Origin of the sequence: Ktedonobacter robiniae (genome assembly GCF_016587375.1) — a bacterium.
In the GTDB taxonomy this organism is placed as follows: Bacteria; Chloroflexota; Ktedonobacteria; order Ktedonobacterales; family Ktedonobacteraceae; genus Ktedonobacter; species Ktedonobacter robiniae.
Window position 1 is genome coordinate 1,757,350 of sequence record NZ_BNJG01000003.1, and the last position, 24,947, is coordinate 1,782,296.

Below are 24,947 nucleotides of genomic sequence, written 5' to 3' on the forward strand. Positions count from 1 at the left end.
TTATGGAGCCAATTCGCGTATTGATTGCCGATGATCACGCACCCTTTCGCGAAGGGTTGCGCGCGCTCTTGCGCTCGGAAGGCGACATCGAAACTGTTGGCGAGGCCGCTACAGGCAGAGAGGCCATTGCCAGGGTTGCAGACCTACAGCCTGACGTTATTTTGATGGACCTGCATATGCCCGATGGCAATGGCATCGAGGCGACACACTCCATCCTTGCTTCCAGCCCGCACATCAGCATCCTCGTGCTGACTATGTTTGAAGACGATGACTCCGTTTTCGCCGCTCTGCAGGCTGGCGCGCGTGGCTACCTTCTCAAAGGCGCGCTCAAGGCCGAAATCCTGCGCGCCATTCGCGGCGTGAGCCAGGGAGAGGCCATCTTCGGGCCTACCATCGCCAAACGCCTGATGTCCTACTTTGCCATGCTCAAACCTTCCGCACCCCTGCCCGCGCCCCCTGCCCAGGCTTTCCCTGAACTGACCGAACGCGAACAAGAGATCCTCGCCTTGATTGCTCAGCACCTTACCAACAGCGAGATCACCGAGCGCCTCGTGCTCAGCCCTAAAACCGTGCGCAATCACGTCTCTAATATCTTCAGCAAACTCCAGGTTGCCACGCGCGCCCAGGCTATTATCCGCGCTCGAGAAGCTGGTTGGGGGACATAGGCAAGAGAGGCTCCCCAAAATTACTTTAACAGCATCATATTATTTTTCAAACAATACGAGGAGCGTATTGTTTTTTGAGGTGGGTGGGTTGTAAATTTGATAATTAAATGGGTGGATTATTAAAAATCTTGACAATTTGTCGCCCTTGCATCAAGCATGGAAGGGGAAAGATCAGGTGCAAATCAGGCTTCTCGAGTCGCACCTGGCGCTGGCTGGGCTGAGGCGTCTGCCACCTGCTTTTGTGGTGCTGGCTTGCCTTCCACCAGGAAGAGGGCGCTGAGAGCGCTGGCGAAGGCCAGGCCCGCGCAGACCCAGGCGACCAGGCGGAAACTGCTCAGGAAGGATTCATTGATGGCGCGCTTGAGAGCGGCCTGGTTCGCGCCACTTACCTCTGTTGGAATGCTGATGCCCGCCAGTTTGGAGCGCTGGACGTCAATCGCTGCTTGTACCGTGGGCGAGAGGTGAAGTGTTGCCAGGTGCTGATCCAGGTTACTGTTGAAGACGGCCAGGACCACGAGGCCAAGGATCGCGATGGCTAGTAGGCCAGCAGTGCGCGAAACGGCGTTATTAATGCCAGAGGCGACGCCGGAGTGACGCGAATCAACGGAACCCATGACAGCGGTGGTCAGGGGCGCGACGGTGATAGTCATGCCCGCGCCCATAGCAATGACGGCGGGGAAGAAGGTAGTCCAGTAGCTTGCGGCTCCACTCCCAACGCCTGGCAGGGAGAAGAGGATAAAGCCAAGACCAGTGATCGTGGGTCCCACGACTAGCGGCAGTTTCGCGCCAAAGCGATTGACCAGGGCACCAGTCCAGCGTGAGAAGATGAAGAGCATCAGGACAAAGGGGACCAGGGCTGCGCCCGCGAAGACAGCTGGATAGCCCTGCACCTGAATCAGATTGAAGGGCAAGTAAAAGGTCAGGACGCCCAGGGCGCCATAGAGCAAGAAGGTAAGGATATTGGTACCGCTAAAGGTGGGCGAGTGGAAGAGCGTGAGCGGAACCATCGGGCTTGCGCTGCGTGCCTCGACCAGCAGGAAGGCGCAGAGGAGCACAATGCCAACTGCCAGCATACCCAGTACCGTAATATTGCCCAGGCCGAGCGAGCCAGCCTCGATCAGTCCGTAGACAAGCGCTCCCAGCCCGAAGGTGACCAGGAATGTACCCCACCAGTCCAGTCGCCCTGTGGCGCTCTCGTCGCGACTCTCCGGAACACGCCAGAAGAGCACAATCAGCACGATCACTGCCAGGGGAACATTGAGGAAGAAGATCCAGCGCCAGGTGGCGTACTCAATAAAGAGTCCCCCGAGAACCGGACCCACAACTGAGGTAATGGCTGTAAAGCCGGACCAGGTGCCTATGGCGCGCCCACGCTGCTCATCGCTAAATGACGCGCTGATAATAGCCAGGCTTCCGGGCACGAGTAACGCGCTCCCGATGCCCTGAATGGCGCGTGCGAGGATTAATTGCGGCACGTTGGGGGCCAGGCCGCACCAGAGCGAGGCCAGGATAAAGATGGTAATGCCCAGGCCGAAGATACGCCGCCGTCCAAAGCGGTCGCCCAGCGAGCCTCCCACAAGGATGAGAGAGGCGAGGAAAAGCGAATAGGCCTCGACAATCCACTGCACATCGCTGGCGGTAGCGTTTAGCTCTTTCTGGATAAAGGGTAACGCTACATTGACAACGGAACCATCGATAAAGGCCATGCTTGATCCGAGGATGGTGGCGACAAGAACCCATACGCCAACATTGGGCGTGCAGGGCTGTGTTCTGGGAGCAGAACGGATTACACCTTCGTCACATGGTGCTTTCATAAAGTTTGGCATGAGTTCTTCTCGTTCCCCTGGCAAAATATTTGTATCCTTCTATATAAATTTCGTAGTGATGCGCAAAAGCAATTCTGACGCAACGCTGGTATAGCTACCAGACTGCATCTATGCTCTCATTGTATCATCTACCAGGGGGAAGTAGCCGCGTACGCCAGTAGCGGGCTGATACCCGCTACTGGCGTACGCGGCTACTGGGGGAAGGAGCTATGAAGTCACTACTGGTACTGTACGCTCAGGACCGGGACATAGGTACCTCCTGAATCGCCGCTGTAAAAATCCATCACGTCTGACTGGTTGTTGTTGCTGGTGGGCAACTGGAAATGGACGCGGAACTGGGTATGGCCACTGAGATTGATATAAGCTAAGGCGCTCTGGCTGAGAGTATCCGTGGTTGCCTGATTCGTTTGCGTGGGTACGACAGTAAAGTAGCCAATGTTCGTCTGGCCCGACGTGGCGTTGTAGTCAGCCTGCTCCAGGGCGTTATTGTTGTTAAAGCCACCAGTGGGCGAGATATCCAGGCTGATGGAGCCAAGATCGCCCAGGTAGTAGTAGGGATCGTAGCGGTACAATGTCACGGTAGCACTGACAATGGTTGAACCAGCCGGGATCTGGCTCGTATCGAAGGAGAGAATGCTTATCTCCGCCTGGTTCAAGGGCGTTGAGCCGGCCTGGAGATAGGCCAGCGATCCGACGGGAATGCCATCATTGGGATAGATGTAGCCATCTTCAGTGGTGATAGATTTGAGGATAATGGTATGCGTCGGCGGTGCATTGATCGTATAGGCCTGGGATTGCACAGGACCGCTATTGCCTACCTGGTCCTTGCCAAAGAACTTGAGTGTCTCTGAGCTTGTAACCTTGATCGGTCCACTGTACTGTGTCGAGCTAGTGGTTGGGGTCGAGCCATCAGAGGTATAGTAGATCGTGCCGGGCATATTCAAGCTGAGCACGACGCTCTGGGGACCACTATAGGTTCCTGCTGGCGGGCTGGCTGTGACCTGAATAGCGGTTATGGTATAGACCTGGCTCTGGACCGTGCTTGTATTGTTGCTGGCATCCACGCCAAAGTATTTGAGGGTCGTGGTTTGCGTAAGGCGGAGTGGCGCGCTATAGGTGGCGGACGAAGCAGTAGGCGTCGAGCCGTCAGTGGTGTAGTGAATGGTTGTATTGCTCTCGTTTGAGCTTAGACTGACCGACACGGGACCACCAAAGGTGCTGCCCGAGGGCGAGGCGGTAATGGTTGGACCTGTGGCATTGATGGTATAAGTCTGGGTAGCCACGGTGCTTGTGCGTCCGCTAGCAACGGCGATGGCCTTCAACGTGGTTGTTTGCGTGAAGGTCAGCGGACCACTGTAGGTAGTTGAACTGGTAGTGGGCGTTGAGCCATTGGTGGTATAGTAGATCGTCGCGCTGGTAGGGCTGGCTGTGAGTGTGACCTGTACGGAACCGTTATAGGTGCCGCCCGCTGGCGAGACGCTTACTGTTGGGGCCTGTCCCTGGGGATGATTCATGAAGAAGGTATACATGGCCTGGGTAGCGCTGGGTCCCTGCGGATCGGTATAGGAGCCACTGCTGCTTCCGCCCGACCAGGCATGACCCATGCTATTGATCTTCCAGTACTCCTGGACCTCATTGCCATTGGTATCGTTCCAGGTCTGGACGGTATAGGAACGACCACCGGAGACCTGGCCGTTGGTCGAGGTTGAGGGACTATTAAAGCTCGCATTATACGTATTGTTAGAGGCCAGGTGGTCAGTCTGCATCCATTGCTGCACAATCTGATCACCGTTGACGGGATAGACGGTATAGTCGCTGGTGCCGTGGAAGACGATGGTAGGCACGACGCGCGCGGCGCTCCCCATGGCGTTATAGGCCGCCTGCCCTTGCTGGGTTGGATTAGGACCTCCCTGGGTTTGCGCGGTCGAGGCGGCGGTAAGCGAGGTGGCGGCCTGGTATTCAAGTCCAGACTCAACGCCGATAGAGGCGAAGATATCGGGATAGGTCGCCCCCATAATGACGCTCATGGCCGCGCCGGCAGACATTCCCGCGACATAGACGCGATTAGGATCGATGCTCCACTGGGAGGTAGCCTGTTTAACCGTCTGAACAATCCCGGCAATAATCGCCGGCTCGCCGCTTCCCCGCGCCTGGTCGGCTGTCTGGAACCAGTTCCAGCAATCACTTGAGTTGTAACTGCTCGTTTGCTGGGGATAGACAACAATAAATTGTTTCTGGTCCGCCAGGGCGTTCATCTGTGTGCCATTGGCAAAATCGGTAGGATTTTGCGTGCAGCCATGCAGCATCACGATGAGCGGGACTGTGGTGCCTGCCTGGTAATTCGCGGGTGTGTAAACATAATAAGGGCGGCTACCGGTGGAGCCATTATAGGTATACTGCTGGAAGGTTCCACTACTGGCGTGAGCATGAGGAGTGAAGGGGGCCAGGCCAAGCATAAGTAGAACCAGGACGGCGGTGTATCTGCATAATCTGGACATGACATGTATCCCCTTAAGGGTCTTGTGGGAGCCTACTGATCTGGAGTGACAGAATTGGTAGGCTCTGTTTGTGTACGAAGCCAGGGAGCTGTTTAACGTGAGTGGCTCATGAAGAAGGTATACATGGCCTGGGTAGCGCTGGGGCCAGCGGGATCGGTATAGGAGCCAGAACTACTGCCACCTGACCAGGCATGGCCCATGCCATTGATGGTCCAGTACTCTTCGATCTCCTGCCCACTGGAGTTGTTCCAGCGCCTGATGGTGTAGGAGTGACCGCCAGAGACCTGCCCATTGGTGGTACTGGAGGGGGAGGAAAAGCTGGCGTTGTAAGAGCCGCCGGAGGCGTCGTAATCCGTCCGCATCCATTGTTGAACGGCCTGATTGCCATTGATGGGATTAACGACGGCATCAGAGGTGCCATGGAAGACAATGACGGGGACTACGTGGGCGTAGCTGCCCATGGTATTGTAGGCAGCGTCTCCCTGGCCGGTCGGATTGGGTCCACCGTAGAGTTGAGCGTAGGCCGCGCCATAGGCATTGGTGGTGGCCTGGTACTCAAGTCCGGAATGGATGCCGATGGCCGCATAGAGGTCAGGATAGGTCGCGCCCATATTGGAGGCCATAGCCGCGCCTGCCGATATGCCAGCGAGATAGACGTGATGAGTATCAATTCTCCAATCGCTGATATCTTGCTCCACAGCCTGCGTAATACCGCCAATAATCCCAGCCTCGCCACTATTGCGGTATTGATTGACGGAGAGGAACCAGTTCCAGCAGAGCGAGGCGTTATTGATGTACTGCTCCTGTGGATAGACGACGATAAACTGGTGCTGGTCTGCCAGCTGGTTCATCTGGGTTCCCGCCGCGAAATCCTGTGGCGTCTGCGTGCAGCCATGCAGCATGACAATCATGGGAACTGAAGTGCCTGGCTGATAATTAGCTGGAGTATAGACATAGTAGTTGCGGCTGCCTTGAAAGGCGTTGGAGTAGGTGTAGAGGTGCCATGCGCCGCCACTGGCATGGGCCGTGCCTGTAGAGAGGGGAAGCAAGAGACTGAAGCTAAGCACTACAAGGCCAACCATGATCTTTGTGATCTTTGCATAATGAAACATCCGTGTTACCTCCTTCAGACACTCCTCTGTGCCTGATCGCCGGGCAGTATCCGCCCTGAGGAAAAGATCGGTTGAGCTATCCCACGAACAATACAACAAACTATATTCATGAAGCAAACATGACAAGTGAATCACTTATCATATACCAGATAGAAAAGCTCTTTGTCAAGATATACATGTGAGGGTATGGCAGAGAAAAGATTAGAAAATAGTGATTTCTCTTTTGCAGAGGAAAATTGCCTGTTTGCTGGGTTGACAATTATATATTGGGATGATACACTACTAACAACGAAAGGAGGTGGTGTGAATAATGTATGAACCTAGTCGCTGCACAAGCAGCACATTGTTGCGCACCTCCCAGAAGAGAGGCCTGAAGCACTAGTTGCTTTCTCTTCTCGGGTGTGATGCACACTGGTAGGTCGCGTGACTTGCTTGCTTGTGCAGTTTCTATAAAACAGAGCACGGGGACCAAGAAATATGCCCTCTGCTCTGTTTTTATTTTTGGAATGTAGTGGGCTATCTAGAATGTCCTCTCTGGAAGCACCACTCCACCCCTGTGCATACAACTCCTGGACTTGATTGAAGACTGCCAGGCGCGGCTCCCGCCGAGCTAGTCGTGATTGTTCAGCTTGAGAAGGGATCGTGGCAGGAACGAGAACTTCTGGCTCCGCGGGATGGCTCGATTGAGACTCCTCTTCTTCAGACGAATTTCTTCTCTTTCGCATCGGAGGTTTGGCTCACTGTGCCCACAACACTTTTCCAGAACGCCTGTGCTGCCCTCTCTGAATTGTGACCGATCACACAGAAATGCCCCAGTATTTTTATTAGCCTGCCCTTAAAATGCCCTTTGAAGCATTACTATCACTCTATAACCATTGATTTTCGTGGAAATTGTGAGTATACTTTGTGTGACCGATCACAATTAATAGAGAAATACCTTCCTCAAAAAGCAAAAAGGAGGTCAGGCAGGAGAGAAATAGCTCATAAAGTGCATGAGCGTACATCCTATCTTATTGTTGACTTATCATACCTCTCTGGACACAAAGAATTGCGAGGGCAGAAACCTCTGCCCTCGCAATTCCCATCACTGTTTCCCTTCTCCTGAAAGGGCAGGATGGAGAGAACCAATCATGGAGGATTGAGTATGCGATTTCACCCCAAAAAGTATCTCATTCCAAGCTGTGTGCTCATCGCGCTGCTTCTGGCAAGCGTTCCACTGGCTTTCAGAGCCTCGAACGCTCGCGCGGCGCAGGTGAAGAGCAGCGCCGCTACTAGCGGCGCAGTCAGCGCTGACGTTACCGCGAAGCTGAACTTTGGGCTGAATCCTGGCCGCCAGACGTTGCCGCAGAACGATGGTTGGGCCTCCGTCGATAGCGGGACAACTGGCGGCGCGAATGCCGCTCCTGCCCAGGTCTATACTGTGACCAATCGCGAGCAGCTTGTCCAGGCTCTGGGAGGCGACAATACCGGGGCGGATGCGACCCCAAAGATTATTTATGTCAAAGGGGTAATCAATGGCAACGAGGACGACTCGGGCAATCCGCTAACCTGCGACGACTATATCACGGGCGGCTATTCGCTTGCGGCCTATCTCCAGGCCTACGATCCAGCGACCTGGGGACGCACAACGAAGCCGAGCGGCCCCCTGGAGACGGCCCGCCATGACTCTGAAAATAATCAGACCAAACGCGTTGAAATCTTCATTCCCTCCAATACGACCATTATTGGCGTTGGATCTGGCGCACGTATCGTCGGCGCGAATTTTATGATCAGCAAGGTCAACAATATAATTGTGCGCAATCTTCAGTTCGAGAACGCTTTCGACTGCTTTCCCCAGTGGGACCCGACCGATGGCTCGACCGGCAACTGGAACTCTGCGTTCGATAACCTTTCTATTCTCAATAATGCCATGCACGTGTGGATAGATCACGATTCGTTTAGCGATGGCAGCTTGTCCGATAGCCAGGAGCCGCTGTACTTCGGACGTGAGTATGAACAGCACGATGGTGAACTTGACATAACGAAAGGAGCAGACCTGGTGACGGTCTCGTGGAACCGTTTCACCAATCATGACAAGACCATGCTCATAGGTTCGACTGATAGCCCAACCTATGATGTGGGCAAGCTGCGCGTGACCATTCACCACAACGAGTTCGTGGGTACGATCCAGCGTCTGCCGCGTGTGCGTTACGGCCAGGTGCATGTTTACGACAACTACTACGATGAGGGGACAAACCCGAACTTACTTTACGCGCTCGGCGTGGGCGCCTCGTCCCAGATCTACGCGCAGAACAATTACTATGTGCTGCCCTCCGGCTTTGCAGCGGGCAACATCATCGGGAATTATAAAGGGACTGCGATCCATACCGAGGGAGATATTGTGAATGGCACACCAACAGATCTGCTGGCAGCCTACAACGCCATCAATACACCAACGCTCAGCGGCGACGTTGGCTGGACGCCGCAGTATCACCTGGCAATTGATCCCACCTTCGCCGTGCCCGCCCTGGTGCTGCTCTTTGCTGGTCCTATCACCATATAGCAGGATGGCAAAAGTGATTTTATGGCGGTAAGTCGGCAAGCATAGGACAGAGATAGGCGGCGCGGATACCCTCCAGATTGGAGGGTATCCGCGCCGCCTATCTCTTCAGAGAGTGTCTGATGTTCTGCAACCCCGCAGGCGCCGGACCTGCGCAGTCTATCCCAATAGCTAAAACATACTGAGCGACGTAGGACATATCCATCTGAATCAGGTCCGGGATATTGCCGCTGGCGAGGCAGAATGTCAAGAACTGGGTCTCCCGCACTTTCCGTGAATGGTCCTTGCAGATCATCCTAGACATCCCCCTCTCATTGTATTGGGCAGTAGGGGAAAGCTCATGCAACTCGATCTTTAAGAAACAGGCTATTGATTTTTTCGCGCTCTGACAAAACCAACTTCGGGCAGCTTTGTCGTCCCAGTTTCGATCTCCCCGCTTTCTATCTGCAAGAATCCTGCTTCTTGTATCAAGGCAGGCTGATCTTGAACTCCACTCTGCCAGGGACCTGTATGGACAGGTCGCTCAGATTGCTCCTCATGCTCCTGCGGGCGCCTGAAATCGACCACCAGCAGACGCCCTTCCGGTTTGAGAACGCGGGCTATTTCAGCGAGTCCTTGACGCTTGAGATCATCAGGCATAACGTGCATCATAAAGGTACTCAAAACAACATCGAACGACTGGTCGGCGAAAGCAAGCTGTTCGATCACGCCAACCTGGAAGTCAATAGAGAGGCCCGCTCTCTCCGCCTTGGAACGCGCGCGAGTGATCTGCTTCAGCCCGGGGTCAATGCCAGACACGCGGCCCACCGCACCCACGTGTTGCTTCGCGATGATTGCCAGTGTCCCGGTGCCGCACCCAACATCCAACACAGTTTCTCCTGGTTGAAACTGGGCCAAGTCGGCGATGTGTTGCTGAAGTTCCTGCCACTTACCACGCGACAGGATATTTTGCCACCACAGCATCAGATCGTAACGCCAGCCCAAATCAATGACATGTCCTTGTGTCGCTTTAGACGACGCCTCGCTCGATTCCTTATGATGATGGATGAATGATTGCATAGATCTTGCTCCTTTCAGGTTTCAGAGACATTCGCTAAGACATTCTGACCTCAGCCTTTATGCAACAAACTCGGCATGAGCAATGGGTTGGCTCTCGCGCAAGATGAGCAAAGCACTCCAGGCAATTGCCAGCCCTTCAGCCGCATACCCGGCTATCTCGATCCACATCGGCACCATCAAGTCAATGCCCAGAATTACCCCACCGACGAGAAACAGTACTCCAATAGGCCAGGGGAAGATGCGTTTTAGCAGGAGAAGAATCCCCAGGAACCCATAGCCAATGATAAGGAGGAGAGACATCAGGAAGGGAGTATAGAGGGCGATCCCGAAGCTCTGAAGCAGAGGACTCTGTGCCACGGCTTGAAAGAAGTCAGGCGAATGGAACTGGGTTTGCAGCGCGGGATCAAAATGCGCAAAAAGGGGATTGAAGAACCCATCAATAAACAGGAGGCCTGCATACGAGATTTGCCCAAGGAGAGCTAGAATCAAGCTGAGGGGCGCGCCCCTGCCCATACGCTCATGGTAGCGCAGGTAGATGGCGATCAGCCCAAAACCGGCCAGGATGGTACAGTAGGCTCCTATCATATGGGCTGCCATATAGGCAGCAGCGCGCGGGTTGATCTCCATGGCGCGTCGTCCGCCATGGAGAAAAGCCTCATAAAAAGGAAGGAAAAGCGCAGGGAGGATACTGACTCCCGCTAACAGACGTGTCATGCGAGTGAAGCTCGCTGGGTAGGTGTTGTACATACTACCAGTTCTTTCTATGCTTGTTCTTCTTGAGAGAGGAGACAGTTTAGTTCAGGATGAGAGAAGGTGATCTTAATAACGGATAACAGTGAAAGTTGGCTTCGCTTGTTATGCTTCCCACATCCTGCTACAATCAAAATAACGGATAACAGTGAAAGAAACAAGTACGCAAAATAATTTGAGGTAGTCTAGAAAATCATACTATAGAAAGGTGCATCTCATGAAACAGCAGCAGAAAACGGCGGGGTGTCCGGTCGAAGTGACGCTTTCGATCGTTGGAGGAAAATGGAAATTGCAGATTGTTTATTGTTTGCTCAACGGAACCAAACGCTTCGGAGAGTTACGCAGGCTCATTCCTGCGACGACCCAACAAATGCTCACCCTCCAATTGCGGGAGCTAGAGCAGGCAGGAATCATTCACCGGCAGGTCTACGCTCAGGTCCCTCCAAAGGTGGAATACTCACTCACCGAGTCGGGACGAAGCCTGGAACCAATCGTCTACCAGATTCATGCCTGGGGAGAGTGGTACTGCGAGCAAAACAACATCGAGTATTGGCAGTTGAGTGACAACATGGAAGATCATGGTATTCGTGTGTGAGATTGGCTGCATTGCCTCCCTTGACAAGTTCCCCATCTCTGGCTACACTATGTTAGTGAACATTCACACACATATGGAGAAGGAGGTAAGGTAGCATCTCATGGCAAAAACATTTCGCCCAACACTTTTCTTCCGCGTGGGCCGCAATATCAACACGTTTCTGCTGCGGGCCGGTGTGAAGAAGGGCAATATGACCCTGCTCACGGTACGTGGGCGCAAAAGCGGGCAGCCTCATACAATACCGGTAGCGCTCGTTGAATACGATGGCCAGCGCTGGTTGACCGCGCCCTACGGCGTCGTCAACTGGGTGCGCAATCTGCGCGTGGCAGGCGAGGCCACACTGACACGTGGTCGCCACACCGAGCGTGTCTCTGCATTCGAGGTGAATGCTCAGGAAGCAGCTCCCATCCTCAAAAGAAGCCTGATCGGAGCTCCATCTTTTGTTCTGGCTTACTTCGATGTCACAGCAGACTCCTCGCTTGCAGAATTTGAGCGTGAGGTATCGAAGCACCCTGTTTTCTTGGTGAAAAGTTTCTCAGAGCAGCCCCATGCTTACAAAAATACTCCGGAAAGAAAGGCTTTGTTTTCATAAGGTTGACCCCACTTCTTGACAAGACCCTCATCTCTGACCTATCATGTTAGTGAACACTCACGCACATGGAGAAAGAAGCATGGGAAAAACACGAGAGAAAATCCTGGAGGCCGCTGAAAAGCTGCTGCTCTTGAAAGGTTCGGCACATGTGACCACCAAGGAGATCGCACGCGCGGTCGGCCTCTCCGAAAGCGCGCTCTACCGGCATTTCGACCATAAAGAAGACATCTTCTTTGCTCTCATGGCCGAGCACCTGCCGGCCTTCCACGAGGTGTTCCAGACGCACCGGGCAGGCACCGCAACCGTCCGCGAGAACCTTATCGCGCTCGCGCTGGCAGTTCTTCACTACTATGAGCAACTGCTTCCCATGGGTGTCTCCTTCCTGGCTGACAAGGAGCTCCTGGCCCAGTTTCGTGCCACGACCTTACCGTTGGGTATGGGCCCACACAACGTTTTTGAACGGTTTGCAGCCTATCTTGAGGAGGAGCAGCGCCTGGAACGCATTGGGCGGCACCTTCCCTCTTTGACTATAGCGACCCTGTTGCTGGGTCCCTGTTTTCAAAGGGTCTTTAACCAGCAATTCCTGGGCTTCGATCCGTTTCACAAAACAGATCAGCAGTTTGTTGAGGAACTGGTGCAAGGGCTGCTGGCTGGCAACACCCCTTCCTGAGCAGGGAATGAAAAGGGTTCTCTCTGTGAGAGCAATAAATGCTTCAACCGATCAACAGGACGAATGTATGACAGGTACATTTGGTGAGGGCTTTTCTCACTCTCGAACAGCATCTGGAAACAAGGAGATACATTGATGACGATCTTCGCACAAACTTTTTCGTGCAAGGGACAAACAGTGAGAACCATAGCGGTTTACGCGGTGATGATTGAGTTATCTACCCTCCCTGGTTTGCAGGTCGCATCGGCTGAAAAGAAGGAGAATCAGGCATGATTAGTGCCGCCTTTCCGTATGAGAAACGCTCTCAAACCGTGCTGGGACATCAGATGGCCTATATCGAAGCTGGTGAGGGCGATCCGATTGTCTTCCTGCATGGCAATCCCGCCTCCTCCTATGTCTGGCGCAATATTATTCCGTACCTGCAAGGGCTGGGACGCTGCCTTGCTCCGGACCTGATTGGCATGGGCGATTCTGACAAGCTGCACAACAGTGGCCCTGGCTCCTATGGTTTCTTCGAGCACCGCAGCTATCTAGATCAGTTGCTTGAGGCACTTGAGGTGCGCGAGAACATCACGTTTGTTCTCCATGATTGGGGATCGGCCCTCGGCTTTGACTGGGCGAATCGTCATCGTCAGGTGGTCAAGGGGTTGGTGTATATGGAACCGATCGCCAGACCATACAGCTGGGCAACCTGGCCGGAGTTCACTCGTGACATCTGGAAAGCCCTCCGTTCCAACGCGGGTGAGCGCATGGTGCTCGAAGACAATGTGTTCATCGAACACCTCCTGCCGCGCGTCGTGTTACGCGAGCTGAGTGAGGAAGAACTGGCGGAATATCGCCGCCCTTTTACTGAAGCAGGCGAGGGACGTCGTTCCATGCTGAGCTGGCCCCGTCAGGCACCCATTGATGATGAGCGTGCGGACATGATTGAACTGGTCACGGCCTATGGGGAGTGGCTGGCCCAAAGCGATGTCCCGAAGTTATATATCAACAATAATCCGGGAACGGCGACGCGGGCGGCGCGGGAGTTCTGTCGCACATGGCGGGCGCAGGCAGAAGTGACCGTCAAAGGCAGCCATTACTTGCAAGAAGATTCGCCCGGTGAAATCGGTACAGCCATTGCGACCTGGCTGCAAACCCTGGCATAGAGACATGTTTGCTCGGCGTTTCCTGGAAACGAGCAGAAAACGCCGAGCAGACGATCACAAGAAAGAGAGACAGATCATGAGCGAAAAAACGACTCATACCACGCGAGAGTATCTGACTGCTCCTGGAAAAGGTCATACGACCCTGCTGACCAGCTTCCGCCGCAACGGCACAGGCATCGGCACCCCAGTAGGCACGGTCGCCTCGGACGGCAAACTCTACTTTATGACGCCAGCGGGTACCTGGAAGGTCAAGCGCCTCGCCCATAATTCACACGTCACCCTCGCGCCTGGCAACCGCAAAGGGGAGGCGCTTGGTCCGGCGATTGAAGGCACCGTGCGCCGTCTGTATGCCGAGGAGGCCAAGCGCGCGCGAGGCATGTTGCGTATCGGCATCGTAGGTCGTTTCTTCGGGATCGTCTTCGACCGCAAATATCCTGGCGAGAAAACGGCGGTGTATGAAATTGTGCTGGATGAGAGAGGCGCCGACATGGGAGATGGAGGCTTTGAGAAGACGCAGGCTGCGCGTTCCTAAGCTGGATCAACGCAGAGTGCATCTCGATCAGGCATGGAGACTCGCAAGACTGCTTCTCCCCATGAAACAATCATGGCTGCGCGCAGCCATGATTGTTTCGTCTATACCAAATTTGATTTTAACGGTTGCGCTCGCGGCGCACAAAGAGGATGGTGCCGCTGACGAGGAAGATGGTGAAGAGAATCGCGATAATGGCCAGGTTTATGAGCGGGTGGAGCAGGACGATCTGATTGTACTCTGGCCTGCCCGCATAGAAGATGCCGCGGACCAGGTCCACTGCGTAGCGCATAGGTGTAATCTCTGAGAGAAGGGTCAGGTACCAGGGAAGTCCACGGATGGGCAGAAAGATGCCTGAGAGGAAGAATTGTGGGAACAGGAGAAAGGGCATAATCATATTCGCTGCCCTCTGATCGCTGAAGAGCGAGGTGAGCAGAGCGCCAAACGCGCCGCCAAAGAGGCAGATTATCAATGAGACGGGTATGACGAGGAGCAGGCTGGTGAGCGAGAGCGGAACACCAAAGAGGAGAGCGCCCAGCAGGACGAGAATGACTGCCTGTACCAGGGCGACAAGTGACTCACCAAAGATTTTGCCAAAGATGATGGTATAGCGCGAGATGGGGGCGATAAAGAGTTCCTGGCTAAAATCGCTCGTTCGGTCCTCGATCAGTGAGACCAGGCCGCTCATCGTGCTCTGGAAGAGCGACATGGCGAGCAAACCAGTCATGCTAAAAGTAATCAAATTATAGCCCGCCGCTTTCCCAAAATTGCCCTGAAGGGGACCTGCCAGCCCGCCAACGAGAATAATGGGGAAAATGAGGGTAAAGACCAGGCGTATCGGGTCGCGTAGGAAACGCATGACGTCGCGCCCAGCGATGGTCAGGATAGCATTCCAGTTGCGAGAGACGTTACTTCGTTGCTCTCTAGCAGGATGAATGACGGGATTGGTCATTTTGTGTGTTCCTCCGTTTGCTCCTCGATATATTCTTGTTTAATGATATGGATATAGGCATCCTCTAGCGAAGGGGTATGGGTTTGGACCATGCTCAAGGGTGTATCGATGCTCTTGAGGAGCTGGTGTACCTGCTGGTTTTCAAGGGCGATAGAGAAGAGTCCATCTTCTTTAAAATCAATATTTTTCGCGTGTAGCTCCACGCGTAGCTGCTCGCGCTCGTGTGCGTCGATGAAGAGCATAGGCTGTGTCAGGCTGGTTTTGATCTGCTGAGGGCTGCCCGCGCTAACAATCTGACCGCGATTGATAATCAGGATGTTATCGGCCCCCTCGGCCTCTTCCAGGTAGTGGGTGGTAAGAAAGATGGTGGTCCCGCTCTCAGCGCGTACCTGGCGTAGATGATCCCATAGCTCGCGCCGACTCTCCGGATCCAACCCGGTGGTAGGCTCGTCCAGGAAGAGGACCTCGGGACGGTGAAGCAGGCTACGGACGATTTCGAGCTTGCGCTTCATGCCCCCAGAGAACGTCTTGACGGGTTTGAAGAGGCTTTCTTCGATGCCCAGGAGATGAGCCAGCTCCTGTACCTGGGCGCGGTAAGTCTTTGGCATCAGGCGAAACAGGGGTCGGTAAGGGTAGAGACCATAGAGGGTCGCATGCAGGCGTATATTCTCTTCAGCGGTCAGATTAAGATCGAGACTGGGCTTCTGGAAGATAATGCCGATCTGGCTACGAATCAGGTGAGCCTGTGTTGCCAGGTCATAGCCCGCGATATGTATGGTACCAGACGTGGGAGCCAGGGTCGTGGTCAGCATGGAGATGGTTGTGGTTTTGCCGGAGCCGTTGGGGCCCAGCAGGGCAAAAAGTGTGCCGGGCGCAACCGAAAAAGAGATCTGGTCGACGGCATTCTTTGTCGCCTTTTTATAGCGTTTTACCAGGTTCTCAACGCTGATGATAGGTGTTTCTATTGAGTGAGGGATATGGCTTGTATCGATAGGAACAAGTGTCTCTTGAGTCATATCTTATCGAACCTTTCCATGGAGGGGTACATCTATCTCCCCTGCGCGATTGACTTGTTTTGAGTATAGCGATAAATAGGATGAAAGAGCATCATCCATCAAGACGATGCGAGGGATGATTTTTGTTTGAAGAGTTATGCTATTAGCCTTTGGCCAGTATTATCACCAGGGGCATCAACTCGCCTACGGGCGTGAGGTATTCAAGTCGTATATCCTGAAAACCAGCCTTCTGGACGGTTTGTACCGTGCTGCGGTTCCAGTGGCAATTGCCCAGCAGGAGCCTGGTAAGGGGAGTAATCAAGTCCTGTACCAGGGCGAGCATGCGTTTTTGGGCGCGCACATGCTCTATCATGAGGAGCTGGCCGCCAGGTTTGAGGACGCGGCGCATTTCTTGCAGGCCACGTAGGGGATTATTGACGGAGCAGAAGACCAGTGTGCAAACGATGCTGTCAAAGTATGCATCGGTGAAGGGAAGTTGCTCAACGTTGGCTTGCGTGAGGGTAACAGACACGGGTGCGCTTTGGGCGCGTGTGCGTGCATAGCTCAGCATCGAGCTATCAAGCTCAGTTGCCTCTACGCGCTCAACAAACTCGGGATCATAGCAGGCGAAGTTCAGGCCGTTGCCCGCCCCCACTTCGAGCACCAGTCCTGCAGCCTGCCCGACAATTTTCTTACGCAACGGCTCCATATAGGCTTTCTCTGCTGCACCTTGCGACATACGCTCATAATAGGAGGCGAAGAGACGCCGTAAAGGTGCAGGTGTAGAGAGACGCTCCTGGTTCATGCCTGGCAACCTCGCTTTCAGCTTAAGATATTGATGCTCACCTTCTGGAAGAATTACAACCCGTGTATAGTGTAATGTAAAGAGGGATATTCTACATCATCCTTTATGGTTATTTGCATAAACTAGCATGGGTAATGTCGTTTCTCAGCATACCTGATTCATACACAACTTTGGTGCGAAATGGTCGGCGCCTGCTTTCTCTGGAAGCGGAGACCAGTGAAATGATATAAATCCCAAAAAGAAAGAATTTCACGCCGGAGTTCCTCTCTCTCCACTCTCGACAAAACAGGACGCACCGCGTTCGCCCTGTTTCCTCAAAGTAGTATAAGCACCTCTTCTTTTCATATGAAATTTTCCTCTTGTTGAGATGACGCTCTATAAGCGAGCACACCAGCGTAGCTATGGTTTTGGAATTCGTATAGAAAGCAAAAAAGAAGTTTTGTTGTATTTGAAACATTTCATGAAGGGAGCTCTTCTATGAAGCGATACATTCTCACTGGCACGCCAGGCTCAGGAAAAACCTCAATTCTGCATGCGTTGAAAAGCCAGGGATATTCGGTGGTGGAGGAAGCCGCAACCGATGTAATTGCCCTTGAGCATAGGCGTGGCAATCTTGAGCCGTGGATGCAGGCTGACTTTATTGATAAGATTATCCAGCTCCAAAAACAGAGGCAAATAGAAACAGGAATGTGTCCTGATGAACTGCAAGTGTACGACCGTTCGCCAATTTGTGCCTTTGCCTTGAGCAGATATCTTGGATATCCCCCTCTGTTTGTCTGTTAGAAGAAATGGAGAGAATTGAGCGCGAGAACATTTACCAGAGGCAGGTCTTCTTTCTCGAAAATCTTGGGTTCTGCCAGCCCACTGAGGCAAGAAAAATCACTTTTGAAGAGTCTCTCCTTTTCGAGAAGATCCATGCAGAAATCTATACCTCTTTGGGCTATCACTTGATAAAAGTGGCTCCTGAAGCCATTTCGCAGCGAGTCCATCGCATTATGACATGGATGAGGAGTTGCTGATGGAAGGGCCTGCTGTTCTGCCTCTTCTTCAAGGATTGCGTCTCACTGGGATTTATGTGAGAAACATCAGATAACCATAATGGTTGTTTTTGAAGACTTAAAGGAGATGCAGCTGGCGGGCAAGCTCACTGGCTGCGTGGCGGTTATTGACTTGCAGTTTGCGGTAGATGCTCTGGACCTGGGAGCGGATGGTATTGACGGAGACAATCAGTTCGCGGGCGATCTCAGGGTTGGAGCGACCTGTTGCCAGCAGGCGTAGCACTCGCTGTTCCTGGCTCGTCAGTGGCTCATAGAGCGGTTCAAAGACGGGGGGCACAACGATGGACTGGTTGGCATCGTGTTGTGAAAAGGCCTGAATGAGTTGGCGTGCATAGTTTCGCAGTGGTTGAATATGTAGATGAGGAAGTATATTGCGCAGGAGAGGCACAAGCCTTTCGCCCTCATCAAGGAATGTGCGCCGGTAACCCTCAATATGCCCCTGCTTGAGCGCTTCCAGGAGGGTTTGATGTGCCTGGGGGAGTTGCTTATGAGCTGCGTAGACCTGGGCCAGCAGTAATTTTATTTGCAGGGCGTGTCGTCCCCGGCCAGCCTGCTGAGCTGCGGAAAGTAGGATGTTTAGGAGATGCAGCGCGGCCTCATACTCATCCTGAGCAAGGTGCAGGCGTGCCATGAGGAGTACGCTCTGTTCGCGCACCAGGACAAGCATATCTGGTGATGCTTGCATACTCTCTGAAGGGTGTTCTTGCATAGCGATCTCCCCTGGTGCAGGCAGTAAATATGGTTCGGAAGATGTAGTTGTGGCGCCGGTACCTGGATGAGGCGTGAATTGGAACCAGTAATGCGCTGTGGCGATATCTCCCTGCGAGAGAAAGAGCTGGACAAGCCAGCTACGTGCCTCATGATAGAAGTAGAGAGGCAGGCCCTCCGGGGTGCTGTGCACCTGAGCTAGAGCATTGGCCAGGCGTTCTATAGCCTGATCGGTTTCTCCCTGGGCATGCTCCAGCCGTGCCATAAGTAGCTCAACCAATGGCTGGAAGAAGTCCTGGGGGACCATCGGAAAGTTTTGGGCCAGGGCTGAGAATGCCTGAAGCTCGCGTTGTACACCGTCGAGATCGTTCCTCTCATAGAGGACCTGGGCCAGACCAAGGCGCGCGGCAAGGGCGACAGGGCCATCTTCAAGGATAGTTCTCTTATAAGAAAGCTGTTCAAACTGGTGGGCTGCCTGGCGTAGTTCACCAGTTTCATAGCAGATCATGCCTGTAAAAAGCGTAATGCCATCTAGAATGTGCAAGCTATGGAGAACTTGCCAGCACTTGCCGACCTCCGCAATGAACTGCCTAGCCTCGTTGAGTCGACCTGTTTGCAGGGCTTCGATTCCCAGAACCACTAGGCTCATGCCTCTCCATAAAGGCTCTGTTGCTGGGAGCCAGGCCAGGGCCTGCCTGGCCCAACTTACAGATTGCTCGCGCTTGCCTTGTTGATAGGAGAAAAGAGCACGAAAGGCGAAGACCTGTCCAAGATGGGGAAGATCTTTACGTACGTGCCAGCCTTCTTCAGCCAGTTGCAACAGTGTTTCTAGTTGTTCCACGAGGAATGGATCTGGTTCCTCTTGCTCGTCGCGACCAAAAATGAGTGCTACAGCATAGCTTAAACAGAGTTGGGGAGAGCTTTGACGTGTTTTTTCGGGTAGCTGCGTGAGCCAGCGGCGCAGAGTGTGAAACTCGCGAAATTCCTGTACGTGCATGGCCTCTATATATTGCTCTATCAATCTCGCGGCCAGCTCGCTATCCTTAGCCTTAAATGCTGCTTCAATGCCTTCTGTAAGCAGGTCATATTCTGAGAACCAGTGGCTGGCTCTCTGATATAGTGTGCGTAGTTCATCCTCGCCCAGGCGCAGGCGCGCCTCATGCTGCATCGCCTCGGCGAAGAGGGCATGATAGCGGTACCACTCGCCTGTGCCATCGAGGGCCTCCAGAAAGAGGTTGGCCCGCGCAATACTTTCTAACAGGCTCGCGCTCTCTTGCTGACCGGTGACAGCCAGACAGAGAGGAACACTTAAGCGCGCCAGGATACTCGTGCGTAGCAAGAAGTCTTGCAGCGGCTCGGGCTGAGCCTGGAGGACCTCACTGACAAAATAATCCCGAATGGAGCGATGATTGCCGCGAAAGGTGGTAAGGATATGCTCTATCTGGGCCTGTGTCTTGTGCCCCTGCAAGGAGAGCGCGAGCAGGCGTAATCCGGCGGCCCACCCCTCCAGGTGCGTATCGAGCGTAGCCAGGAGTTGCGTAGAGGGTGATGCTGGAATAATCGGCTGGAGGAATGCAGCCGTTTCCTCGGGTGAGAAGCGCAGGTCACTGGCATAAATAGAACTGATTTCGCCTCGTGAGCGCAGGCGAGTAAGCGAGAGTGGAGGCTCTGTGCGTGTCAGCAGCAGAATATGCAGTGTCTCAGGCAGATTAGCGAGGAGAAAGTCAAGCGTCTCATGAATCCTTGCCTCAGTGATGACATGGTAGTCTTCTAAAACAAGCAGGCGATGTTGAGAGTGTTGTGCCACCTCGTTGAGGAAAGGAATGAGTAGCTCTTCGAAGGGACGCGCCGCGATGCCTGTTTGAGGTGAAGGGAGGTTTAGAGGAAGAATATATGGTTCGGGAAGGGAGTGCCATCCCTGGCAAGCGCGCAGGACATAGCGCCAGAAGCGAGCCGGATCATTATCATTCATATCTAGCGAGACCCAGGCCGCCTCAGATAGGAAGTCATTTTGCGCAAGCCAGGAGGTGACGAGCGTCGTTTTGCCCGAGCCAGCGGGCACGATAAGCAACGTGAGCTTGTATGCTGACCAGCTATCGAGGCGCTTAAATAAGCGTGGTCGCTCCACCAGTTCCAGGGGGAGGCGCGGCGGACGCAACTTGGTATCCAGTAATAGCTGATCCTGCCTCGATGAAGCTTGTTGGGAGTGCTGAGATGCTGTTATGGATTTATCAACCATGTGCCCATTGGAGGTGATAGGCGTATCTGCGGGAGAGAGAAAGCTTTCTGCAATGTTTTCTAGATGGCCTACGGAGAGATCGGCCGTGCGGCCAAGATAACGTTTGCTCGTTCGACCCTGGGATGAGCGATAAGCATACCAGTAGGGGCCATTGCGTTGAATATTCTCCTTGCGCGCCGTAAAGTGAGCGCCAGTGTAGCTGTAAAAGGCAAAAGAGCTGATATCAACCAGCTTATGTAGCAGATCGGAAGGTTCAAGAGTCTGGCCACCTGATTGAGAGCATCCCTGGTCGAGAAGTTCATATTTTTGTGCTTGAGGAGACCAACGCAGGAGGTAGGGAGCCTGTCTGGGCATGTGTGCTCCTTTAGGGAAATACGGTATTACCTAAAGCCATTATCTATCATCCAATATATTACCACATCTTTGCTTTTAGGTAATACGTATGAACAAGGATCGCATGATATAATTTGCAGAGAATCCATTGTCTTCCTATAGCAGAGAGACATGAGACGTGAAGAAGTTCCAGCATGATGATGCCAGGCCATATCAGGCTTTTGATGTGCCGCCAGAACATATTATACAGTCGAGTAGGGGGTGGGATTGGAATGGTTTTGATATTGCGGACGTCGTGCATCCCGATGATGACTTTGCCCTGCCCGCGCTGGCAAGACATGTGCTAGTAATCAATCTGGGTGCCGCTACCGAGGCTCAGGAACGGCTCGCCGGGCGCCAGGGGCAACTGGGAACAGGCAGCCTGACAATTCTACCCGCGGGCGCACCAAGCACATGGCACCTGGATAGTTCCGAGGAGGTGCGCCACCTGCATCTCTATCTGCCTCCAGCTCTACTCAAGGGGGTTGCCGCCGAGATTGATCTCAATCCCGAACGCGTAGAGCTTATTGACGAGATTGGCGTAAGTGATCCCCAGATCGAGGCACTGGCGCTCGCATTCTTGAGGGAACTCCATACTAATGACCTCGGTGGTAGGCTATATATCGATTCCTTGACGAACCTCTTTATCCTGCATCTGCTAAGGCAGCATTCTTCAGTAAAGTTGCCCACAAAAACACAGCGCCATCGCTTACCTTCACGTCATCTCAAACGTGTACAGGCTTATATTGAAGAGCGCCTCGCGACCGATCTTACTCTCGCCGAGCTCGCGGCCCAGATTCATCTTAGCCCTTATTACTTCGCGCGCCTCTTTAAAGAAGCTACCGGCCTCTCTCCCCACCAGTATGTGCTCCAGCGTCGCGTAGAGCGCGCCAAAGTCTTGCTCACCACCACTGACTGGTCTGTGCTCTCTATCGCTCACAGCGTGGGCTTCGCCAATGAGAGCCACCTGGCCCAGTACTTTAAGCGTCTCACTGGTCTCTCGCCAAAACAGTACCGGCGCTAAATTGTAGGGTCCAAGCTGGCTTGGACTCGCCCGGCCCGCAGGCGCTGAGCAGGTCGCTTCGCTCGGAGTCCAAGCCAGCTTGGACCCTACAGACGATACTTCGTTGCAGTGGTCTATGTACACCGTGGTGATGGCAAAAAAATCATCGGCCTCTTGTAAATTCGCTGCCCCAATGCTCTTCTCTGGTCTAGCATGGCTCGAACTCTGTCGAGCCAGCTCCAAGATCGCTAAAACTGGGAAGATGAGGGAGACTCATATTCCAGTAAGACCTTCTTCCCGAAGAGGTCACTGAGCCGTTCCGCTTCGGTTTCAATCCCTTTTCGGATCGGGGCGGTGGGTGAGGAGAACAGGTTCACCTTAATGACAGTTTGCGAGCGTCGGATTGTAGAGCGCCAGACTCCTTGTATGGAACCGTTGATCAAAATGACCGCAAAGGTCCACCCTTGAAGGTTGAAGACCTGGCGCTTGTAGGCTTGAGCGAGTAGGGGTTCGCAACCGCGCGGCGCCGCCCCGATCGTATAGGCATCGAATAAGGGAAGCAGGTGGATCTGCTCTGCTGGTTCAACGCTTTGGATGAGCGGAAGGGTCGCACGCAGGGCGAAGGCTCGCCACCCTTCTACCTCTACTTCTTCCAACTCCTCTTCTATCGATTGGAAGAGTTTTTTTGCGAGGGTTTTCCCACATCCCCACCAAAAAGCAAAATCGTCTGCGGTCGCCGGGCCATATGCTCGCAGATACCGACGGGCTATTTCCTGAAGCGCCAGCTTGGGCTCGATTGGCTGCCATTTCCCAATCCATCCTCTGGGGTTCATGAAGGTGACCGTCTTCCCCTGGCCTGGCCCGAAACAGAGATCTCCGCGATAGGCCGATGGCTTCAAGGGAGACCCCAGCTCTCAGAGAGGATCAAGTCGCGCACGCGAGCAGCACCCGTATGCTTCGCAACAGCGTCAGCGAGTTGCAGACGAGTCATTGGTCCCTGCTCCAAAACATGCGGGATAGCCAAGAGATAGGCCTCCTGTTGCTCTCTTGAGAGGCCGAACTCAGCGAAATAATTCGACCAGCTCGCAGTATGCTGCCAGTCACGCGCCGCTATACACAGAGGGAGTTCTCTTGCAGAGAGTAAGTGTAATGTGCCACGCATGGCCCAGGTCCTCACCAGGGTGTGGTCCTGGAAGATCGCAGCTTTGACATCATGTGGAGAGAGCCCTTCCACACGGGTACACAACGCTAGCTCGGCAGCAGACATCACCTGTGCCTGAATCCCACCAGTGCGTGTCACCGCCTGAACGAAATCCTGCGAGGAGAAACGCGGGGCAAGGCCATGTTGCGACAAACGCCAGGTATGCACCTGGCGCCATTTCAATACTCTCATCTTCGCTCCTTTCAATCCCACCAATGCTTTTACATAATCTTCAATCACAGTGTACTGGTTCATGCGGTCAGGATGTGTCCTCATTACGGCGGTTCTGCCCAAAAGAGGGGGTTGAAGAAAAAAAGAAGACTTCCTCGTGTTGGAAGCAGATCAGTATCCTACAGACTTGGTGAATAGACCATTTAGAGTGCAAGAATATGATGGAAAGGCGCAAGAATATAGCGGTCTTTTTCCCTCCAACTGTAATATAGTAGGAGCAAAATAAGTAGTCTGGCGAGTTGAGAAAGAACGGTTCGCCAGGAAGAGTGAGGAGATTACTTATGCTACATACGCATCTTACAACCTGCTGGAAGTTGAGCTATCCCATCGTTGGTGCGCCAATGGCGTATGTGGGTAAAGGGCGCCTGGCGCGAGCTGTGAGCGAGGCGGGCGGTCTGGGCATGCTTGGTATTGGGAGCAAAGATTCTGCGGCGTATATCGCTCGCGAGGCACAGATCGCGCGTGGAGACGACCAGGGACGCTTTGGTATTGGCCTGTTGGCCTGGTCCCTTGCGTCAAGACCGGAACAGCTGGAGGCGGCGCTGGCGGCTCGCCCCTTCCTTATCTCTATCTCGTTTGGCTCGCTTGCTCCCTATGCTGCACGTATTAAGCAGGAGGGTGTGCTGCTTGCCTCCCAGGTGCATTCGCGGGAGGAGGCCCTGGCGGCAGTACAAGATGGAGCGGACCTGCTTGTGGCGCAGGGGACAGAGGCCGGAGGCCATACTGGGCATGTGAGCACGCTGCCTCTGCTCCAAAGTATTTTGGATGTTGTTGAAGTGCCTATCATCGCCGCTGGGGGCATAGCGACGCCGCGTGGAGTGGCGGCAGCCCTGGCCGCTGGCGCGGAAGGTGTCTGGATCGGAACCTGTCTGCTGGCCTCGCCGGAGTGTGATACTACTGAGGATGCACGCTCACGCATTATCGCGGCGCAGGAGAGCGAGACCGTGCTTACCCGTGCCTTCGATGTGGCGCAGGGCTTTGCCTGGCCCCCTGAGTATCCTGGTCGCGCTTTGCGGAACCGCTTCAGTGAGCAGTGGCATGAACGCGTAGATGAGCTGGCAAAGGATCAGGAGGCGCAGCAACAACTGAGGGAAGCGGTCGCGCGCAAGGATTACGACCTGGCCCAGATTTATGCAGGAGAGGCTGTGGGCCTGGTAAGGCAACGCCTTCCCGCGGGCGAGATCGTCCGTCGCCTGGGCGAGGGAACGGAACAGCTTTTGCGTGAGCGATATGCTGCCCTTTTAGGGGAAGCGTGATATACAAAGCACAACTTTATCTGTAACCACCGCCAGGCGATTGTTTTGCTTATAGCCGTAAGAATTAGCAGGGGATATTCCGTTATTGTCTACCTTCCTGACAAAAGATGTCAGTTGATGGATGCTATGCTGGAATGCCAGGAG

General features: G+C 53.8%; 22 protein-coding genes. 11 read left to right on the forward strand and 11 right to left on the reverse strand.

The annotated features are described in order from the left end of the window. The first annotated feature begins 2 nt into the window (after positions 1 to 2). Positions 3 to 665 carry a response regulator transcription factor gene (locus JMJ04_RS40105; RefSeq protein WP_007909481.1) on the forward strand — a complete coding sequence of 221 codons (663 nt, stop codon included), beginning with the start codon at positions 3 to 5 and terminating at the stop codon, positions 663 to 665. 182 nt (positions 666 to 847) lie between these two features. On the opposite strand, the gene JMJ04_RS40110 is transcribed toward JMJ04_RS40105, so the two are convergent. The 3 genes from JMJ04_RS40110 to JMJ04_RS40120 form a co-directional block, all read right to left on the reverse strand. After that, the gene (locus tag JMJ04_RS40110; RefSeq protein ID WP_201375957.1) at positions 848 to 2,491 is read right to left on the reverse strand and encodes an MFS transporter; all 1,644 of its coding nucleotides are present in this window, start codon (positions 2,489 to 2,491) and stop codon (positions 848 to 850) included. 218 nt (positions 2,492 to 2,709) lie between these two features. Further along, a complete protein-coding gene (locus JMJ04_RS40115; RefSeq protein ID WP_201375958.1) occupies positions 2,710 to 4,989 on the reverse strand; it encodes an extracellular catalytic domain type 1 short-chain-length polyhydroxyalkanoate depolymerase in 2,280 nt (759 codons plus the stop codon). A 92-nt stretch (positions 4,990 to 5,081) separates the two neighbouring features. Further along, on the reverse strand, positions 5,082 to 6,101 hold the full coding sequence (locus tag JMJ04_RS40120) for an extracellular catalytic domain type 1 short-chain-length polyhydroxyalkanoate depolymerase (RefSeq protein ID WP_236038925.1): 1,020 nt from the start codon (positions 6,099 to 6,101) through the stop codon (positions 5,082 to 5,084). A gap of 1,144 nt (positions 6,102 to 7,245) precedes the next feature. On the opposite strand from JMJ04_RS40120, the gene JMJ04_RS40125 reads away from it, so the two are divergent. Then, positions 7,246 to 8,643, forward strand: a complete 1,398-nt coding sequence (locus JMJ04_RS40125) for a pectate lyase family protein (protein ID WP_201375959.1) — start codon at positions 7,246 to 7,248, stop codon at positions 8,641 to 8,643. 363 nt (positions 8,644 to 9,006) lie between these two features. Here JMJ04_RS40125 and JMJ04_RS40130 read toward each other — a convergent pair whose 3' ends face one another. Then, positions 9,007 to 9,699, reverse strand: coding sequence for a class I SAM-dependent methyltransferase (locus tag JMJ04_RS40130; protein ID WP_201375960.1), 693 nt, complete (start codon positions 9,697 to 9,699; stop codon positions 9,007 to 9,009). Positions 9,700 to 9,756: 57 nt separating this feature from the next. Beyond that, complete coding sequence (locus JMJ04_RS40135) at positions 9,757 to 10,446, reverse strand: hypothetical protein (protein WP_201375961.1); 690 nt, start codon at positions 10,444 to 10,446, stop codon at positions 9,757 to 9,759. 220 nt (positions 10,447 to 10,666) lie between these two features. Here JMJ04_RS40135 and JMJ04_RS40140 point away from each other — a divergent pair, with 220 nt between their 5' ends. From JMJ04_RS40140 to JMJ04_RS40160, 5 genes are all read left to right on the forward strand, one after another. Then, positions 10,667 to 11,044, forward strand: coding sequence for a winged helix-turn-helix transcriptional regulator (locus JMJ04_RS40140; RefSeq protein ID WP_201375962.1), 378 nt, complete (start codon positions 10,667 to 10,669; stop codon positions 11,042 to 11,044). A gap of 100 nt (positions 11,045 to 11,144) precedes the next feature. Further along, complete coding sequence (locus JMJ04_RS40145) at positions 11,145 to 11,636, forward strand: nitroreductase family deazaflavin-dependent oxidoreductase (protein WP_201375963.1); 492 nt, start codon at positions 11,145 to 11,147, stop codon at positions 11,634 to 11,636. A 79-nt stretch (positions 11,637 to 11,715) separates the two neighbouring features. Further along, a complete protein-coding gene (locus tag JMJ04_RS40150; protein WP_201375964.1) occupies positions 11,716 to 12,306 on the forward strand; it encodes a TetR/AcrR family transcriptional regulator in 591 nt (196 codons plus the stop codon). Between the two features lie 269 nt (positions 12,307 to 12,575). After that, positions 12,576 to 13,454 carry a haloalkane dehalogenase gene (locus JMJ04_RS40155; protein WP_201375965.1) on the forward strand — a complete coding sequence of 293 codons (879 nt, stop codon included), beginning with the start codon at positions 12,576 to 12,578 and terminating at the stop codon, positions 13,452 to 13,454. Positions 13,455 to 13,530: 76 nt separating this feature from the next. After that, positions 13,531 to 13,986 (forward strand): PNPOx family protein, encoded by a 456-nt coding sequence (locus JMJ04_RS40160; protein ID WP_201375966.1) that lies wholly within the window; start codon positions 13,531 to 13,533, stop codon positions 13,984 to 13,986. 118 nt (positions 13,987 to 14,104) lie between these two features. Here the strand turns inward: JMJ04_RS40160 and JMJ04_RS40165 are convergent, their stop codons facing one another. The 3 genes from JMJ04_RS40165 to JMJ04_RS40175 form a co-directional block, all read right to left on the reverse strand. Beyond that, positions 14,105 to 14,935 carry an ABC transporter permease gene (locus JMJ04_RS40165; protein WP_201375967.1) on the reverse strand — a complete coding sequence of 277 codons (831 nt, stop codon included), beginning with the start codon at positions 14,933 to 14,935 and terminating at the stop codon, positions 14,105 to 14,107. Continuing rightward, the gene (locus JMJ04_RS40170; RefSeq protein ID WP_201375968.1) at positions 14,932 to 15,951 is read right to left on the reverse strand and encodes an ABC transporter ATP-binding protein; all 1,020 of its coding nucleotides are present in this window, start codon (positions 15,949 to 15,951) and stop codon (positions 14,932 to 14,934) included. The genes JMJ04_RS40165 and JMJ04_RS40170 overlap by 4 nt, the downstream gene beginning before the upstream one ends. A gap of 142 nt (positions 15,952 to 16,093) precedes the next feature. Then, positions 16,094 to 16,735 carry a class I SAM-dependent methyltransferase gene (locus JMJ04_RS40175; protein WP_201375969.1) on the reverse strand — a complete coding sequence of 214 codons (642 nt, stop codon included), beginning with the start codon at positions 16,733 to 16,735 and terminating at the stop codon, positions 16,094 to 16,096. Positions 16,736 to 17,212: 477 nt separating this feature from the next. On the opposite strand from JMJ04_RS40175, the gene JMJ04_RS48285 reads away from it, so the two are divergent. Then, positions 17,213 to 17,518, forward strand: coding sequence for an AAA family ATPase (locus JMJ04_RS48285; protein WP_201375970.1), 306 nt, complete (start codon positions 17,213 to 17,215; stop codon positions 17,516 to 17,518). A gap of 5 nt (positions 17,519 to 17,523) precedes the next feature. Further along, entirely contained in the window at positions 17,524 to 17,754 is a 231-nt protein-coding gene (locus JMJ04_RS49220; protein ID WP_201375971.1) for an AAA family ATPase, read from the forward strand. Between the two features lie 97 nt (positions 17,755 to 17,851). Here the strand turns inward: JMJ04_RS49220 and JMJ04_RS40190 are convergent, their stop codons facing one another. Then, on the reverse strand, positions 17,852 to 21,094 hold the full coding sequence (locus JMJ04_RS40190) for a DUF6788 family protein (protein WP_201375972.1): 3,243 nt from the start codon (positions 21,092 to 21,094) through the stop codon (positions 17,852 to 17,854). A 157-nt stretch (positions 21,095 to 21,251) separates the two neighbouring features. Between JMJ04_RS40190 and JMJ04_RS40195 the strand changes: the two genes are divergently transcribed. Further along, positions 21,252 to 22,136: an AraC family transcriptional regulator gene (locus tag JMJ04_RS40195; protein WP_201375973.1), complete on the forward strand. Its 885-nt coding sequence runs from the start codon at positions 21,252 to 21,254 to the stop codon at positions 22,134 to 22,136. 227 nt (positions 22,137 to 22,363) lie between these two features. Here JMJ04_RS40195 and JMJ04_RS48290 read toward each other — a convergent pair whose 3' ends face one another. Both JMJ04_RS48290 and JMJ04_RS48295 read right to left on the reverse strand, forming a co-directional pair. Further along, positions 22,364 to 23,014 (reverse strand): DNA glycosylase AlkZ-like family protein, encoded by a 651-nt coding sequence (locus tag JMJ04_RS48290; RefSeq protein WP_201375974.1) that lies wholly within the window; start codon positions 23,012 to 23,014, stop codon positions 22,364 to 22,366. Further along, a complete protein-coding gene (locus JMJ04_RS48295; protein WP_201375975.1) occupies positions 23,011 to 23,508 on the reverse strand; it encodes a DNA glycosylase AlkZ-like family protein in 498 nt (165 codons plus the stop codon). Before JMJ04_RS48295 ends, JMJ04_RS48290 begins: the two co-directional genes overlap by 4 nt. Before the next feature lie 320 nt (positions 23,509 to 23,828). On the opposite strand from JMJ04_RS48295, the gene JMJ04_RS40210 reads away from it, so the two are divergent. Next, positions 23,829 to 24,803 (forward strand): NAD(P)H-dependent flavin oxidoreductase, encoded by a 975-nt coding sequence (locus JMJ04_RS40210; protein ID WP_201375976.1) that lies wholly within the window; start codon positions 23,829 to 23,831, stop codon positions 24,801 to 24,803. The last annotated feature ends 144 nt before the right edge of the window (positions 24,804 to 24,947 follow it).